At 46.8% G+C, this 17,320-nt stretch carries 15 protein-coding genes; 14 read left to right on the top strand and 1 reads right to left on the bottom strand.

From position 1 onward, the window contains the following. The first annotated feature begins 27 nt into the window (after positions 1–27). From J3A84_RS09115 to J3A84_RS09125, 3 genes are read left to right on the top strand one after another with little or no spacing between them, the layout of a single operon-like run. Complete coding sequence (locus J3A84_RS09115; RefSeq protein WP_207599704.1) at positions 28–1,749, top strand: cache domain-containing sensor histidine kinase; 1,722 nt, start codon at positions 28–30, stop codon at positions 1,747–1,749. Further along, positions 1,746–2,510, top strand: a complete 765-nt coding sequence (locus J3A84_RS09120; RefSeq protein WP_207599705.1) for a response regulator transcription factor — start codon at positions 1,746–1,748, stop codon at positions 2,508–2,510. The genes J3A84_RS09115 and J3A84_RS09120 overlap by 4 nt, the downstream gene beginning before the upstream one ends. A 21-nt stretch (positions 2,511–2,531) precedes the next feature. After that, positions 2,532–3,143 (top strand): HAD family hydrolase, encoded by a 612-nt coding sequence (locus J3A84_RS09125; RefSeq protein ID WP_207599706.1) that lies wholly within the window; start codon positions 2,532–2,534, stop codon positions 3,141–3,143. Between the two features lie 117 nt (positions 3,144–3,260). On the opposite strand, the gene J3A84_RS09130 is transcribed toward J3A84_RS09125, so the two are convergent. Then, positions 3,261–3,773 (bottom strand): SOUL family heme-binding protein, encoded by a 513-nt coding sequence (locus tag J3A84_RS09130; RefSeq protein WP_207599707.1) that lies wholly within the window; start codon positions 3,771–3,773, stop codon positions 3,261–3,263. Positions 3,774–4,074: 301 nt separating this feature from the next. Between J3A84_RS09130 and J3A84_RS09135 the strand changes: the two genes are divergently transcribed. The 11 genes from J3A84_RS09135 to J3A84_RS09185 all read left to right on the top strand — a co-directional run bounded on the left by J3A84_RS09135 (position 4,075) and on the right by J3A84_RS09185 (position 17,314). Continuing rightward, positions 4,075–4,935 carry a SatD family protein gene (locus tag J3A84_RS09135; protein WP_207599708.1) on the top strand — a complete coding sequence of 287 codons (861 nt, stop codon included), beginning with the start codon at positions 4,075–4,077 and terminating at the stop codon, positions 4,933–4,935. Then, positions 4,935–5,744, top strand: a complete 810-nt coding sequence (locus J3A84_RS09140; RefSeq protein WP_207599709.1) for a DUF3307 domain-containing protein — start codon at positions 4,935–4,937, stop codon at positions 5,742–5,744. Before J3A84_RS09135 ends, J3A84_RS09140 begins: the two co-directional genes overlap by 1 nt. A 218-nt stretch (positions 5,745–5,962) precedes the next feature. After that, positions 5,963–6,907 (top strand): mannose-6-phosphate isomerase, class I, encoded by a 945-nt coding sequence (gene manA / locus J3A84_RS09145; RefSeq protein ID WP_207599710.1) that lies wholly within the window; start codon positions 5,963–5,965, stop codon positions 6,905–6,907. 137 nt (positions 6,908–7,044) lie between these two features. Continuing rightward, positions 7,045–7,665: an HAD family hydrolase gene (locus tag J3A84_RS09150; protein ID WP_207599711.1), complete on the top strand. Its 621-nt coding sequence runs from the start codon at positions 7,045–7,047 to the stop codon at positions 7,663–7,665. Between the two features lie 203 nt (positions 7,666–7,868). After that, a complete protein-coding gene (locus J3A84_RS09155; RefSeq protein WP_207599712.1) occupies positions 7,869–8,315 on the top strand; it encodes an Hsp20/alpha crystallin family protein in 447 nt (148 codons plus the stop codon). A gap of 340 nt (positions 8,316–8,655) precedes the next feature. After that, on the top strand, positions 8,656–11,730 hold the full coding sequence (locus J3A84_RS15460; RefSeq protein WP_207599713.1) for an EAL domain-containing protein: 3,075 nt from the start codon (positions 8,656–8,658) through the stop codon (positions 11,728–11,730). 174 nt (positions 11,731–11,904) lie between these two features. Continuing rightward, positions 11,905–13,020, top strand: a complete 1,116-nt coding sequence (locus tag J3A84_RS09165; protein ID WP_207599714.1) for a Gfo/Idh/MocA family protein — start codon at positions 11,905–11,907, stop codon at positions 13,018–13,020. 181 nt (positions 13,021–13,201) lie between these two features. After that, positions 13,202–13,927 (top strand): GntR family transcriptional regulator, encoded by a 726-nt coding sequence (locus tag J3A84_RS09170; protein ID WP_207599715.1) that lies wholly within the window; start codon positions 13,202–13,204, stop codon positions 13,925–13,927. A gap of 435 nt (positions 13,928–14,362) precedes the next feature. Beyond that, on the top strand, positions 14,363–15,418 hold the full coding sequence (locus J3A84_RS09175; RefSeq protein ID WP_207599716.1) for a TRAP transporter substrate-binding protein: 1,056 nt from the start codon (positions 14,363–14,365) through the stop codon (positions 15,416–15,418). Between the two features lie 139 nt (positions 15,419–15,557). Further along, entirely contained in the window at positions 15,558–16,043 is a 486-nt protein-coding gene (locus tag J3A84_RS09180) for a TRAP transporter small permease (protein ID WP_207599717.1), read from the top strand. Further along, positions 16,040–17,314 carry a TRAP transporter large permease gene (locus J3A84_RS09185; RefSeq protein WP_207599718.1) on the top strand — a complete coding sequence of 425 codons (1,275 nt, stop codon included), beginning with the start codon at positions 16,040–16,042 and terminating at the stop codon, positions 17,312–17,314. The genes J3A84_RS09180 and J3A84_RS09185 overlap by 4 nt, the downstream gene beginning before the upstream one ends. Positions 17,315–17,320: the final 6 nt, after the last annotated feature.

Genomic DNA, 17,320 nt, shown 5'->3' on the forward strand with positions numbered 1-17,320 from the left:
TTTCTGGAAAAAGAGAAGGGGGATTCTATGAAAAAGCTGAGAAGTTCATTTTTCGCAAAACTATTTGTGACGTATCTTCTGGTTGCCATGATTCCCCTTCTTCTGATCAGTGCCCTTCTTTACGGTTTTTCCGAGAGAATATTCCGGAACAATATCGAAGAGGAAGCATCCACCTATCTCATGGAAGTCTCAAGAGATGTGGATGCGCTCTACGGATACTATGAACAGGCCGTCTCCCTTCTGTCCAGAGACCCTCTCGTCATGAAGATCCTCAGCGAGCAGGAAGTGAGCGAGGAAGAAACGCGGAATCTGTATGAAAAGATGTATTATCTTTTTTCAGGCAGAACCACCACCATGTCGCTTTATATTCTCGGCATGGATGGAAAGACTCTTTTTCAATCGGATGTGGTGCCCAGGCATTATAACACTCGGGATTACATCAACTGGGGTGTACTTAGAAAAGCATCATCAGAGGGAGAGGAAATCGTGTTTCATCCGGCGGGCTACAGAGAGCGTACGGAGAACGACAAGGTGCTCACTGCAGCCAAAGCCGTGAAGATGGAAGAGACGCTGAAGGGGTTCATCCTGGTTGACGTGCAGCGGGAGGAGATCTCCAAGATCATCCACGGGAAAACCCAGGGGAACATCTGGGAAGTGATGCTTCTCAATGATATCGGTAATGTGCTGTACAGTAAAATACGGCGGGAGAATGAAGCAAAACCCTACATCGATGCAGAGAAACTGGAGACAGCGGAAGCCGCTTCAGGTTTTCTGTCGACGGTGGAGGAAGAGTCCTTCCACACGTCCTTCAGAAAGAGCAGAGCCTATCCCTATCAGCTGATTTCCTACTCTTCCCTGAACGATGTGAAAAGCAATGCCAGTTATCTTTTAAGGACCCTTGGTTATATCGGTCTTCTCACACTGGTGATCTCTCTATTGGTAGCCTACAAGGTTTCTAAATCTGTGTCAGGAGCGGTGAAGGACCTGGTTTATTACATGAAGAAAGTGGAAAAGGGAGACTTCAGTGAACGATTTCCCGTGGAGCGGACAGATGAAATCGGGGAGCTCATGCAGCGGTACAACAAGATGGCCAAAAGGCTGGATATTCTCATCAGCAACATCATCGAGAGCAAAGACAGGCTGAAGAAATCGGAAATGAAGATGCTGCAGTCTCAGATCAATCCTCATTTTCTCTATAACACCCTGGATACGGTGAAATGGATGGCGAAGATGCAGAGAACCGAAGAAGTCAGCAGCCTCATCACGAACCTGGCCACACTGCTCAGGATCTCCATGGAGGATGCGGAAGAGTTTCAGACGGTCCGTCAGAGCATCCAATGGCTGGAAAGCTATCTGTCCATACAGAAAGCCAGGTATGATGATGATCTGACCTATGACATTCAGGTGGAAGAGGCACTCATGGATCATAAAATCCCGAAACTGATTCTTCAGCCCCTGGTGGAAAATGCCATTCTGCATGGAGTGGAAGGAAAAGGAAACATCACAGTCACCGGTTACAGAGAAGAGGAAAGCATGATCTTCGAAGTGAAGGACGATGGTGTGGGCATAGAAGAGAAGGTGGCCCTGAAGCTTCTTGAGGAAGGACCGGACAAAGGTATCGGCCTGACCAATGTCCATAGAAGAATCGAACTTCTTTATGGAAGAGGGTATGGGGTCAGAATCTTCTCTGAAGTTTCCCGAGGCACGACCATCCGCATCGCAATTCCTGAAAGGGGGCCTGTATTATGATTCGAGTTTTAGTTGTGGAAGATGAAAAGATGATCCGCAAGGGCATCATCATGACCACCGACTGGCAGTCTCTGGGCTGTCAGGTGGTGGGAGAAGCCTCCAATGCTCAGGAAGCCTTGAAACTTGTGGAGGAGAAAAGCCCGGAAATCATCCTGACGGATATACGTATGAAGGGTATGAGCGGGATCGAAATGATTGAAGCCCTGAAAAGCAAGGAGGACATCCACTTCATCATCATCTCCGGTTATTCGGATTTCGAGTATGCAAGAAGTGCACTCCGTCTAGGTGTGACGGATTATCTTCTCAAACCCTTCAGAGATGAGGAGCTTGAAAAAGTACTGAAGAAAGTGGTCCGAGAAATTCATGAATCAGGAACAGACAAAGAAGAACTCGTCCTGGATTTTTTCACGGAATACAGGTTAAGGGATGATGCTCAGCCCAATCGCTATGTGGCGCAGTGTGTGAAATGCATTGAGGAGAACTATATGAAAGAGATGACCTGTGCTAAGACTGCGGAAGAGCTTGGCATCAGCGAAAGCTATCTGGCCAAACTATTCAAACGGGAAACAGGATATACCTATGTGGATTATCTAACTCATTACAGGATGAAAAAGGCCATAGAAATCATGGAAGAAGATCACCCCAAAATCTATGAACTTGCTTATCTGGTCGGGTATAATGACGCCCACTATTTCAGCAACATCTTTAAGAAAGTCACGGGAAAAAGCCCAAGTTCATACATGAAGAAATTCACCATCTAAAGTGAATAGAAGGAGAGATAGATGAGAGAGATTAAAAATATCGTATTTGACATCGGAAATGTACTGATCAGATTTGATCCGACGGAATGGCTGGTCAGAAACTATGGTCAGGATGAACTGGCCATGAAAGTACTGTTCAAGGAAGTATTCGGAAGCGAGGAATGGAAGATGCTGGATCAGGGACTCATAAGTGATGAAGAGGCTGCAGAAAAGATCACAGCCCGTATTCCTGATTACAGGAAAGATGTGGAGAGGATCCTGTATGAATGGGAGAATTTTCTCATCGGAGAACTGCCCGTTTCCGTCTATTTTCTGAGAAAGTTCAAAGAGAAAGGATACAATCTGTATGCTTTGTCCAACTACCCTCAAAGAGGCTTTGAGAATACCGAGAGATATTATCCGTTCTTTGAACTTTTTGATGGAAAAGTGGTTTCCTATGCCCATCAGGAAATGAAACCGGAACACAGAATCTATGAGATTCTACTGGAACAATATGATCTGAACCCTGCTGAATGTGTGTTCATCGACGATACACTGGCCAATATCCATGCAGCAGAGGAACTGGGCATGGAGGGAATCCATTTCCATCACAACAATCAGCTCATGGAGCTGTACATGAGGCTCAGCAAATAGAAACGGATATGAATAGAAGAAAATCAGCAGAATGAATCAGAATACTGATTGAAACGAGCGAAAAGATCCTGAACCGGTCAACCGAATCAGGATCTTTTCGCTTTATCTAAAGCAGTGCTATTTCTTGGACGACACATCGATGAGGATTTCGTTTCGCCTGAAAAGGGGAGGAATGAAAGGCGGATTGTAGCGGGCAAGTCGGAAGGGTCCGGATGGGCTCAACCCCTTCTTATGGATCCAGTCCATCAGTTCTTTCTCATATTCTCTGATTTTTTTCTCTGTTGATGAACCGGAAAAAGTGACGGAAGCGGAAAGTCTGGGCTCGTTTCTTCTGATCTTCACCCTGGTACTGGAAGGCTTCGGCGGAGCATCTTCTGCATACTTCGACGGCATGACGAATTCCGTGGTGATCTTCTTTTCCTTCATTTCATTGAATACAGGCGTGGTCATGGAGATCTTCGTCTGGTCCTCATTGTTCCCGCTGATGTAATCGAAGATCTGACTGAAGCCGGAAGATCCTTCCAGGGTATCCTCTTCCACTGCTGCAGTGTAGAAGGCATCATACTGACGGATTTCAAAAGGTCCCTCCTTTTCCAGAACCTTATAGGGTGCAGTTTCATATTTTGACAAGGGATCACCTCCTGTGTTCCTGAGACAGGTGTCTTTGGGTTCATTATAGCTCTAATTTTCTGATCTGGAAATCGGTTTTGCAGTGAGCGGCTTGGAATATTTCCCGATGACACCAGCTTAAGATTCACATCCCCATACGCTCGTCTGAAAAATCATCAGCAGATGGGATCTTCCATTTCTGAGCAGGACAATTCATTATATCGGGTCTAAAGTAGGAAAATTCATATATCGGGTTTAAAATAGGAATAATATTTGATTTCTGAAGGGAATCTGCTATGATGTAGAAAAGGGGGTCATAGAAATGGGAAGTACAGAAAGCAGACTGCATGTAGAAGAACTGAAGGAGAAATTCAGAAATCAGAAGATGATCAGCGTCGATGATTTTCTGGCATTTTATGAGGAGCTTTTGGGCAGCATCGGGAAAAATACGGTAAGTTCCTATATCTATCAGCTGAAGAAGCAGGGCATCATCAGAAATGTATCCAGAGGCCAGTATACGCTGACAGGTGGAAAGAGTGAAGAAGGAAGCGAATATATGGTCATCACCATGGATATCATCAAGTCCACCAGGACAGATTACAGAAAGTTCAACCGGCTGCTTCAGGAGAAGATTGAAAAAATCAATGAAGCCATTGTCCAGATTTATGGACAGGATAGAGGGTATCATATTTCTCAGGGAGATGAGATTCAGATTCTGTTTCCATTTGAGGAAGGACTGGGAACCCTCATGATGCTCACACTGAGTCATCTGAGCCCCTATGAAGTCAGATACGGCATCAGCATCGGAGAAGTGGAGGAAGAACTGAAAGAGAACTCCTGGGAGATGAACGGTCCCATCTTCTGGAATGCAAGAGACCAGCTGGAAGCGGTGAAAAAGAAAAGCGGTTACAGCGGAGGAATCATCAGCGGATACAGTGAAACGGATCGGGTGTGCAATCAGCTTCTGCCGCTGGTAAACAGTGCCATCGACAGAATCACGGAAAAGCAGTGGGAAGCCATACGGTATGAGCTTTTAGGCGTGGAGCTGGAAGAGACGCTAGAGCACATCGGCATCAGCAAAACAAGTTACTATGAAAGACTAAGTGCTTCCAATCTGGAAGAAATTCTGCTTTCTTTCAGAGCTGTTTTCGACCTGATGAAGGCAAGGAGGAGGAACAACTGATGTTTACCCTGAGTATGCTCATTTCACACACCCTGACAGACTTTGTGATTCAGACAGATTCCATGGTGAAAGCGAAATCGGAAAGGAGACTCAGAGGGTTTCTTCTCCATGGAGGAGCTCTGCTACTGACCGCTCTTCCCTTTCTGATGCTTTTAGCTGGAAGCAGCTTCATCTCAGCTTCATGGAAAGTGCTGATCATCATCGCCTCCCATCTGGTCATAGATTATCTGAAGGAAGGGATTCATAAACATCTGGAGAGAAGAGCAGCACCGAAAATTTCAAGGCTTCAGCTGTTCCTGTCGGACCAGATTCTCCACATAGCGGTCATTCTGCTGGTCACTTCGGGAAGCTCCATGGAATATAATGGGCTAAGCTTGTGGCTCACGGATACCTTCATGAGAAATAGTGCAATCACCTATGAAAGTGCGAAACGGATCTTTCTTGTGCTCTACATCGCCTTTTCCGGTGCCTATTTCATCCCGCTGATGCTGGACAAGGTCTATGAGAAAGTGGAAGGTTATACAGATATCCTCAATATGATTCTGAAAGTGGGAGAAGATAAGGTGGCGCATGGCTTCATCGATGAAGTGAAGGCAGGCAAGTGGATCGGCATCATGGAAAGAATCCTCATGGTGATATTTCTCTATTCCAATCAGATCTCATCCATCGGATTCATTATTGCCGTGAAGTCCCTGGCCAGGTTCAAGATGATGGAGAACAAGATCTTTGCGGAATACTATCTGATGGGGACGCTGCTGAGCGTGGTCTACACCTTCATCGCCTATGGTGCACTGGAGAGCATACTTTAGCGCAGCTGTAAGAAGCTGAAAAGTGCGATAAATCGAAATGAGACATAGCATTGCATCACCATCAGGTGGCCTTAGGGTCACCTTTTCCACATCTGACAATTAGTAGAATACATGCTCCGGATAAGAAAGCTGCTTCAGAAAGAAGCTTTCAATCATGGCATCCTGGGTTATAATGGGATTAGGAAATAACGACAACTGAAGAACAAGTGAGGGATAACATGCAGGAAATACTGAAACTGAAACCCGTCTTCCAGGAGAGAATCTGGGGCGGGGAGAAACTGAGAACCTATTTTGATTACGATATTCCCAGTGATCACACAGGAGAGTGCTGGGCCATCTCCGCCCATAGAAACGGAGACTGCATCATAGAAAACGGCGGCCTGAAAGGAATGCATCTGTCTGAAGTCTATGAAAATCACAGAGCACTTTTCGGAAAAGCCGCATCACCGGTGTTTCCGCTTCTGACGAAGATTCTCGATGCCAGTGACGACCTGAGTGTTCAGGTGCATCCGGACGATGAGTACGCCATGCAGAACGAGGACGATTTAGGGAAAACGGAATGCTGGTACATCATTGACTGTGAAGAGGATGCGGAGATGATCTACGGACATGGGGCGAAGACCAGAAAAGAGCTGGAGAAAATGATCGATGAGGGTGAATGGGATGCGCTGCTTCAGAGAGTCCGTATCCATCCAGGAGACTTCTTCTACGTGCCGTCAGGCACCATCCATGCTCTGTGCAAGGGTACTCTGGTGCTGGAGACCCAGCAGTCCTCCGATACCACCTACAGAGTCTATGACTACGATCGAGTGGATGAAAAAGGGGAGAAAAGGCCGCTTCATATGAGCGATGCGAAAAATGTGCTTACAGTACCCCATAAAGACGCTACGGTGAAGCCTGTTACAGTGCGGGAAGGAAATCTTACTATAACAAGATACACTTCCACAAGATTCTTCACAGTGGAGAAATGGACAGTAAACGGGAAAGCAGAGAAAAAGCTTGATGTATTCACCCTGGTCAGTGTCCTGAAGGGAGAAGGAAGCGTCAATGGCCTACACATGAAGAAGGGAGACCACTTCATTCTCACATCGGTATGCAAAGAGGCTCATTTTACAGGAGATCTGGAAATGATCGTTTCCTGGATTGATCCCATACCCTGCTGATCCGGAAAACGAAGAAAATATCAGAATGAAGAAGGATAGCATAGCTTCAATATGCTATCCTCTTAATATGGAGCAGATGCAGAAGGTTAAGCTGTCTTTATCTGCTAAAGTGAAAAATCAGAATGGAGCGTGAAACAATGAAGGAAACCAGAAATATCATATTTGACATCGGGAATGTGCTGGTGAGATTCGACCCCCTGGATTATCTCATCAGAACCTATGGGGAAGATTTTGAAACCATAAAGATTCTCCACCTGAATGTATTTGCCAGTGAGGAGTGGAAACTTCTGGACCAGGGGCTGCTGACAACAGAGGAAGCTGTAGCTCGAATCGAAGAAAGAATACCACAGCATACAGATGCGGTGGAGAAGATCATGCGCACCTGGGAGACTTTTCTCATAGAAGAAATCAGCACTTCCGTCTGTTTTCTGAAGAAATTCAAAGAGATGGGTTTTAGGATCTATGCATTATCCAATTATCCTGAAAGAGGATTTCTCTACACGGAAAGAAGTTTCCCTGTCTTTAAGCTGTTTGACGGGAAAGTCATCTCCTATGATGTCAGAGAGGTGAAGCCAGGAAAGAGAATCTATGAGATTCTTCCGGAGAAGTATCAGCTGAAGGCAGAGGAATGCATCTTCATCGATGATACTCTGGTAAACATTGAAGCTGCTGGGGAACTTGGAATACAGGGAATCCATTATCTTCACAGTAATCAGCTCATGGAACTTTACTTGAGATTGTCTGCATCTAGAAAATGATCGAAAACTCGTAAAATCAGCTGATTTTGTTGAAGAATGACAATTATTGAGTGTTATCCCGATTTATCTTGGGATTCTATTTATTTTCTCTTTTTATCATTTTTGAAATCTGGAAGGCCTTATGTTATAACATAATTGTAATTTAGCACTCAGTGGGCGAGAGTGCTAACAATAGAAAAATATCAGTAAAGGAGTTGTAACAGATGGCAGGTTTGGTACCATTCAACAGAAAGAAAAATGATCTGATGAACATCGGGTTTGATGACTTCCACAGCATGCTGGATGACTTTTTTGCGGATGCATGGCCTACAAGAAGAAGCCTTCAGTCCGATACCTTCAAGGTGGATGTTCAGGAGGAGGATAAAGAGTATATCGTTCAGGCGGAACTTCCAGGTGTGAAGAAGGAAGAGATCAATCTCTCGCTGGAAGACGGAAGATTACGCATCGGTGTTCAGAGAGATGAACAGAAGGAAGAGAAAGAGAAGAACTACATCCACAAGGAAAGAAGATACTGCTCCATGGAAAGAAACATCTTCCTTCAGGAAGCAGACAGTGAAGGCATCAGTGCAAAACTGGAAGACGGTGTTCTGAAGATCCACATTCCAAAGACAGAGCATGTGGACACCTCAAAGAAGATCGAAATCGAATAGAAAACATAGAAAAACCTCATCGGTGTTCCTGCCCAGAATGCCGATGAGGTTTTATGATGACCTATTTTTTCCACTCTCGTTTCATTGTTCAGTGTTCACAGGTGGGTAGTTCAGACGATCCCCTCTGGTGTGAGATGATGTACATCCATCGGGTACCTGATAAACGGGTGAAAATGATCTCTCCAAACCGAGATAATCCCCGGAAGGTCTTTAAAAATCGGGGGAACTGTATGATAATAGAGAAGACAGTGTTTTACATGCAATCCTGAGTGAGTCAGTTTCTGGAAGGCAGCTGCGGATAAATGAAAGTGGTAGGTATTATTTTATGATGGAGTCGGGCGTGTTTTCGTTACTTTTCTATGGGTCTCTGATCCTTTATTTCTATACGGGTATGTACCTTCTGTCCCTGGACACCAGAGACCGAATTCATCGTGCCTTTTTTCACCTCTGTCTGTCCCTGAGCACATGGTCACTGACCTCTTCTCTTCTGGCTCACGTGGAGACCAGGGAACTGGCTTATGGTGCCCTCCTTTTCAGTGTCTGGGGATGGGGCTTCACCTACAGCTTCCTCCTGCATCTGGTGCTTCTTCTGACGAAGATAGACCGTTCACTGAAGAGATGGCAGTGGATGGCGGTCTATGCGCCGGTACCGGTCACCATGACGCTCTTCTATGCAAACATCCTCTACAGTGGGGTATCCGGGCGCATGCTCCTGAGCCATATGGGCTGGTCCTACGAGAGGATGGAGCTTCTGGCGTTCACCTGGATCCGCGTCGTCTATCTTGTGGTGATGATGCTCATTCTCTATCTTCTTTATACCAGCAGACCGGAAGAGACGGACGCATCCGATGTGAGGCAGTGGAGGCTCATGAAGGGCATGATGGTCTTCAGTTTCCTTCTAGGACTCCCCAAGATTCTGGGGTTCTATGAAGCCATGGGGTGGAATCTCCTGGGGCTTGGACCGATGCATCTTCTTCCCTTCAGCATCACCGTCTTTCTTGTGATGAGGCAGAAGCATCTGAAACGCCAGGACGGCATTGTCCTTCTTCCCAGAAGAGGCGAGCTCATGAGCGTCCGAACCCACGAAAGGATCTTCTTCTACATTTCTCAGGGATACATCTTTGGGGCGTTTACCGCCTTCGGCATTGAGGTGCTGCTTAAAAGGGAAGAGATCATATGGGCAGGCACTCTTTCTTTGACGCTCTTCCTGACAGGCATCATGATCTTTCTGATTCTCAAAAGCAGAATGAGCATCAGAAATAGAGACAACATCCTCTATCTCATCATCGCTTTAAGCATTCCCTACATCACCTTCTATCAGATCGAGAAGTCAGAAGCTTTCGCCTGGACGGTCCCGGTGATCTTCATCCTTATCGCCGTGATCTTCAATCATACGAGGCTTCTGATCTATATCAGCCTCATGACGATTCTCACCTCCATGGGACTGTGGATGGTGAGACCCGAATCCACCATCACATTTTCCTATGCGGATCACCTGGGCAGGCTCATCGTCTTTGGCATCATCATGACCATCGCCTTTCTCATTAATCGGGTTTACAAGACCCGGCAGTATCAGTTCGAGAAGCAGATCGATCATGAACGCTTCCTTTCTGAAATGGCTAGACTGCTCTCTTCTGCCCGGAACAGAAATCTGAAAAGCAATCTGGATGTGTTTCTGGAGCGGAGTCTGTTCTATATGGAGGCCGATTACGGTTCTGTCCACATCTTTCCGGAAAGGAAGAAGAGGATGCGTAAAGCCGAATACTACGGTCTCCATGACCTGCTGAATCCTCATATCAATCACAGATTCGCTGAGCGGTTCGATACAATGGTGGAGGAGCTGGTGCAGGAAAAGAGTCTGTATACGGAAAAGTTCTTCAACGCGCTGAAGGACTTCAAGGAGGAAGTGCAGGGTGAAGGGATCACGCTGATGATGACACCCCTTGTGGAATCCGGCAAGATTCTGGGGGTCATGTGCATGTGCTCCTTTGAGCGGAACAACTGGGATGAAGGATATCAGAACACCTTCAAGCTGGTGGCTGCGAGTCTCTCCAGCATGCTCTACAAGATCGGCAAGGAGGATGAACTCTACACCATGGCCTACTACGATCATCTGACGGGTCTTCCCAATCGTCTCCTCTATGAGAAGATCATCCGGAAGCAGATTCATGAAACCAGGAAAGACGAGATGCTGGCGCTGATCTTCCTGGACCTAGATGATTTCAAGAATATCAACGACATTCTGGGGCACAGCACAGGGGATCGCTTCCTGAAGGAATTTGCCAAGAAGCTGAAGTCGAAGCTGAAGGGCAAAGATCTTCTTTCCAGGTTTGGCGGAGATGAGTTTCTCCTGATACTGCCCCATGCAGCATCTCTTGAGGAGATTGAAGCCTTTGCGCAAGAGGTGCTACAAGAGATCATAAAGCCCTTCCTTCTGGATGAGCGGGAGGTGCGGACAGGAGCAAGCATGGGCATCTCCATCTATCCACAGCACGGGAGAACCGGAGAAGAGCTCATCAAGTTCGCAGACCTTGCCATGTATCATGCCAAGAGCCATGGTAAGAACCGCTACACCATCTGCAGTGAGGAGATCAAGGGAAAATTCGTCTACGAGAAGGAGCTGGAAGAAGATCTTCGTCACGCGGTGGAGAGGAATCAGCTAGTCCTTCACTATCAGCCCAAGGTTCACGGAAAGACAGAGGAAATCATCGGCGTGGAAGCGCTGATACGGTGGAATCACCCCACCAAAGGACTCCTTCCGCCTGGAGCGTTTCTTCCCATAGCGGAGCGTACGGGGCTTATGGAGACCATCGACACCTGGGTATTCATCGAAGCCTGCAGCCAGAACAAAGCTTGGCAGGAGAAAGGCTACAGGAAAATCAGCATGTCCATCAACATCACACCGGTCAGCCTGATGCAGGGGGACATGGAACGAAATCTCGCGGCGGTGTTTCGCCTAAACGGCTGGGATCCGAAATACATCGAAGCAGAAATCACGGAAAACAACATGGTTTTCTCCGTGGACCACATCCAGAACAAACTGAAGGCTCTGCAGGATATCGGCATCAGAATCTCCCTGGATGACTTCGGCACGGCCTATTCCTCCCTCAGCAGACTGCATGAGCTGCCCATCGACAAAGTGAAGATCGACCGTCAGTTTATCCTGAATCTTGACCATGAAGGACGGGGGAAGAATCTGTATGACGGTATCCTGGACCTGGCCAGATCCCTGGATCTCATGGTGATCATTGAAGGGGTGGAGACCAGAGAGCAGGCGGACTTTGTAAGAGAACGCGGATGCGATGAAATCCAGGGCTACTACTACCACAGACCCATGCCTTTTGAGGAGGTAGAGAAGCTCCTTCAGAGAATGGATGGAGGCTCCTTGGCCAAGGTCATGTCACCGGAGAACTGATCCGAGAAGGGGAGAAGCCTTATGAGAAAGCGCATATAGAGCGTCATGTAACGCCCGGATCTCAGGATCCGGGCGTTACATATCAGATAAGACCATAAATTCCATGGAATATGCGAACAGAAGCTTATCCGGATGTCTCTGGAGTGGTAAGATGGTTATAAGGAAGTGATGTATATGATTAAAGTAGGAATCGTAGGGATTGGAAGCATTGCAGAAGACTATATCGATATGTTTTCCAAGGGACTCATTAATGGAGCGGAGCTTTCCGCACTGGCGTCCAGAAATCAGGAAAGGCTTTCCGAAATCAGTGGGAAATATGCCCTTAAGGATACCAGACTCTTTACCACCCTGGATGAGATGATTGCCGGGGATACTGTGGATGCGGTGCTCATTACAACGCCCCATGCGCTTCATCCGTCCATGGCCATGAAAGCCATGGAAAAGGACAAGCATATGATGATTGAAAAGCCTCTGGGCATTAGAATCGGAGAGGTGGAAGAAATGGTCGCCGCAGCAGCAGGAAAGCCTCATCTGACAGCGGGGGTCATGTTCAACAACAGAAGCAGCGACATCTATAATTTTGTGAAACGCCGAATGGAAGGCAGTAGCATGGGCGAATTAAGACGTGTAGTATGGCAGGTGACCAATCAGTATCGAACCTATGACTATTACGAGAGAAGCACCTGGAGAGGCAGCTATGAGACCGAAGGAGGCGGTGTCCTCATCAATCAGGCCATCCATCAGCTGGATACCCTGCTCTGGATGACGGATCTTCCCCAAAGTGTCACGGCCTTCACCAAGGAAGGGTTCCACAGACCCCTCACAGCGGAAAATGATGTGATGATCCAGATGTTCTATCCGAATGGAGCCTCAGGTCAGTTCATGACCAGCACCCATGAGAGTCCCGGCACCAATCGTTTCGAGCTTTCCTTCTCCAAAGGACAGATCGTCATAGAAGATGACAGCGCAGTGAAGATCACAACCCTTACTCTAGATGAAGAGGACTTCGCTAGAACCATGAAAGGCGCCTTTCCGGAAGTTCCACATGCAGTGGAGCGGGTGAACTTTCCGAAGCTCCCCAACAAAGAGCTGCAGAGAAGACTCTTAAATAACTTTATTCAGACCATTCTAGGAAAGGAAGAGATTATCTGTCCTCTGAAAGAAGGGATGAAGAGCGTGCGGATGCTCAATGCCACCTACCTGTCCGCCTGGCAGGAAAAGAAGATTCCATTGGATTTTGACGCGAAGGTCTATGACCAGGCCTACGAGAAGAAGATTCAAAAGAAGTGACCTCTTTCCTAAGCACAACAGGTCAGTCCATGCATACCAGTGGAGGTCTATAATATGCGCAAGGAGAATCAGAGTCATGGAAGGCGTTCCATGGCTCTGATCCTCGTTGTAAGCGTTTCAAAAAAAACATTGACGAGCAGAAACTAGTATGGTAGTCTTTGTTTAGATAATAACAGAGTTTATGAAAAACAAGGAGGCGAGAGCGATAGTAGTACTAGAACGAATAAAAAAAGAACCGAATGAGTCCATCGGAGAATATGTCTACAATACGCTGAAGAAGAACATCATCAACATGAACATCAAGCCGGGCGACAAGATCAGTGAAAAGGAGATTTCAGGACTCCTGGAACTGAGTCGTACCCCCATAAGAGAAGCATTCATCAAGCTTTCCAGGGAAGGGGTGCTGTATATTCTACCTCAGAAAGGGACCTATATTTCCAAAATCAATCTGAAACAGGTGGATGAAGCGCGATTCATAAGAGAATGTCTTGAAAAAGGGGTCATGGGTATTGCCGTCCAGGGGATATCCGAAGAATATCAGAATGCGCTGGAGGAAAGCCTTCTCAAACAGAAGAATCATATCGACAACAAAGAGTATGAGAAGTTTCTGGAAGAAGATGAAGCCTTCCACAAGCTGATCTTCGAAGCCTGTGACAAGGAGCGCAGCTGGGAAATCATTGAAATGGTCAACACCCAGTATAAGCGAGTCCGGCTGCTGAGTTTTGAGCTCCATGAAAGTCTGGATAAAGTATACAAGCAGCATGTACAGATTTATGACACCATCGTGAACAAGAATCTAGGTCTTGCGGAGGAAATGGTGACAATACATGTGAAAAAGATTCTTTCGGATCAGATGCTTCTCCAGCAGAAATTTCCGGAGTATTTCGAAACGGAAGAGACCCTTTAACCTACGCTCTCCTTTGATTCTTCTTAGAAGCAGAACTGCCGGTAAATGATCAAACAATCCTTGCAGCGCCGTAACACGGCGCTGTTTTCTTTGCGGTAAATCAAAAAAACGACGTGATAAGGAAATAACAAGCGAAAATTCCATGATAAACGCGTTGATTATTAAAATGATTCAGCGGGAACAGTATGGATTCTCGACAAATGACCAGGATGAGAAAGCAGCAGGAAGAGAATTCAGGAGAAAGTTTAATGTATCTTACACGGCGGAATTCCATGAGAGGACCCAGGAAGAATAGGTTTTCAGGTAATCGTTGACATAAACCACACTAGTATGGTAGTATGGTGCATGTACTGATGAGAAGGGTTCTGAAAACGTTTATGAATCCATCCTTCAGCACAAATATAGAATCCAATATATTGGGAGGGAGAAACAAAAATGAAGAAATCAAGATTTTTAGCTCTAGGTCTGGTTCTGGCGATGTCTGTCACAGCACTTGTTGGGTGTGGCGCTGCTGAAGACAAGGAACCAGAAGGGGAAACTCCAGGTGTGGAAGAACCAGGTAATGGGGGAGCCGAAGAAGTTCAGGATATTGAATGGAAGCTTGGACACTTAGGAAATGATACACATATGTGGAATGTCACCGCACTGCACTTTGCAGAACTGGTGGAGGAAAAGACCGGTGGTCAGCTGACCATTAAGGTTTATCCAAACGAATCCCTTGGAAATGAAATTGACAACATCAACATGATCCAGTCGGGTGCTGCTGATATGGTTATATCAGGAGAATCCATGCAGAACTGGGCAGATAGAGCAGCACTGATGGCTGTACCTTATGCATTCAATAATCTGGACCATCTTCGTTCCGTTGTGGAAGGAGAAATCGGTGATGAAATCGAGGCCGAATTATCAGAAAAGATCGGTCTGAAGCCACTGTATTATCATGTGCGTGCACCAAGAAATCTTACCTCCAACAGACCGATCAGTACACCTGCGGATCTGGACGGTTTCAAGATGAGAGTGCCGAATGTACCGCTGTTTGTAGAAGCCTGGAAAGCAGCAGGAGCCAGCCCACAGGTTATGGCATTCAGTGAAGTGTTCACAGGACTGCAGCAGAATGTGCTGGAAGGTCAGGAAAATCCCTATGATCTGATCCACTCAGCAAACTTCAATGAAGTTCAGGAATATGCCAATGAGACAGAACACGTGTATGGATGGCTGTACGCACTGGTAGGAGAAAAGCAGTTCAGTGAACTGACCGAGTCCAATCAGGCGGCAGTGATGGAAGCGGCAGCTGAAACACAGACCTTCGCAGACAATCTGTTCGAAGAAGAGATCTCCAAATACAAGGAAGAGCTGATCGAAAGAGGCATGAAGATCAACTCTGAAGTGGACAAGGATGCTTTCCGTGAAGCAATGGCTCCAGCAGTCCAGGGCTTCCTGAACGAAACGCAGCTTGATCTCTACAACAGAATCGTAGAAGCAGGAAAATAAAGAACCCCCTCAATAGGATGTCTCAGATACCTGAGATATCCTATTTGAAAGTTGTCTCAGCACATCAGATGGAACTGAAGATTAGAAAGGAGGATGGCATTACTGCTACAAGCATATGGTAGATAGAGTGCCAAATAAGATGAAGAATAAAGACATCATCGAAACGATACTGAAAATCGGTACCCTTGCATCCTTCGTTGGATTAATTGTTACGGTATTATTACAGGTTATCACCAGATTTTTCATTCCCGGTATCACCCTGGTATGGACAGAAGAGGGGTCCCGTTTCCTCTTCAAGTTCGCCGTTGCATTCGGCGCACCCCTGGCCATGAAACACAATGAGTATGTCAACGTGGACATTGTTCTGAACATGATGAAAGGAAAGTCAAAAGATGTTCTGAATGTGATCATCCAGATCATGTCCATCGGACTTTTTGCGGTGGTGCTGAAAGAGTCCTGGACATTTGTCAAGATTGGACATGCTCAGATGTCTCCAACCCTGGGTATACCCATGTCCGTTTCCCATGCCGCCATTACAGTCGCCAGTCTGTTTATCATTCTCTATGGAGTGGTGAACCTGTATAAGACATTCACCGGATTCAGAAAGGGGGGTGAAGTGAAATGAGTGCACTGATCTTATTCATCGCATTCCTGTTCCTTCTGTTCTTCGGACTGCCCGTAGCCTTTTCACTGGGCGCATCGTCTCTCATCTATCTGCTCATCGAGGACATTCCCCTGACCGTCATGGCCCAGAAGATGTACTCCGGCATTGATTCCTTCACTCTGGTGAGCATCCCCGGATTCATCCTGGCTGGTAACCTGATGAACACAGGTGGAATCACCAAAAGAATCATCGCTTTCGCCAATTCACTTCTGGGATTCATCAGAGGAGGGCTTTCACTGGCGAACATCGGTGCATCCATGCTCTTCGCAGGGATTTCCGGAACTGCCCTGGCCGATACGGCAAGTATAGGTGCCATGCTGATTCCAGCCATGAAAGAAGAAGGTTACGAGGCTGATTTCTCAGCAGCGGTAACGGCATCTTCATCCACTGTGGGACCGATCATTCCACCCAGTCTGCCTATGATCATCGCAGGTACGCTGACTGGAATCTCTGTGGGAAAACTCTTCATCGCAGGTGCCATTCCCGGAATTCTTCTGGGGTTGTCCATGATGGTGGTTTCCTACTTCATCAGTGTCAAGCGTAATCACCCCAAGGGAGAGAAGCAGTCACTGAAAGTCATCTGGAAGACTTTCCTGGATGCCATCTGGGCCATCGGACTGACCCTTCTGATCCTGTTCGGTATCTTAAGTGGTGTGTTTACCCCTACAGAAGCATCCATCATGGCGGTGGTCTACGCAATTCTGGTCGGAAAGTATGTGTACAAGGATCTGAAATTCTCGCAGCTTCCCGGTGCCATCATCGAATCCGTCAAGGGTTCTGCAGCCATCATGATCCTTGTGGCATTCGCCAACGTTTTTGCATGGATCCTGGCAAGCGAACAGATACCGCAGATGATTGCCAGCGGAATTCTGTCCATCACCACGAACAAGATTCTGGTGATACTGCTGATCAATCTGCTTCTGCTGTTCGTCGGAACATTTATGGAAACCATAGCGGCACTGATCATTCTGTTCCCTGTGCTTCTACCCGTGGCCATCAGTGTGGGCATCGATCCGATTCAGTTTGGTGTCATGGCGGTCCTAAACCTTGTCATCGGTCTGACAACACCTCCGGTGGGGGTTTGCCTCTTTGTGGCATCAAGCATCGGAAATGTGTCGCTGACGAAAATATCCAAGGCGGTTCTGCCATTCCTGCTGGTAAGCTTAGGCGTGCTTATGCTGGTCAGCTATGTGCCTGCCATCAGCTTATGGTTGCCTAGCCTATTGAACTAAAGATGA

Source organism: Proteiniclasticum aestuarii (genome assembly GCF_017368455.1).
Taxonomy (GTDB): Bacteria; Bacillota; Clostridia; order Clostridiales; family Clostridiaceae; genus Proteiniclasticum; species Proteiniclasticum aestuarii.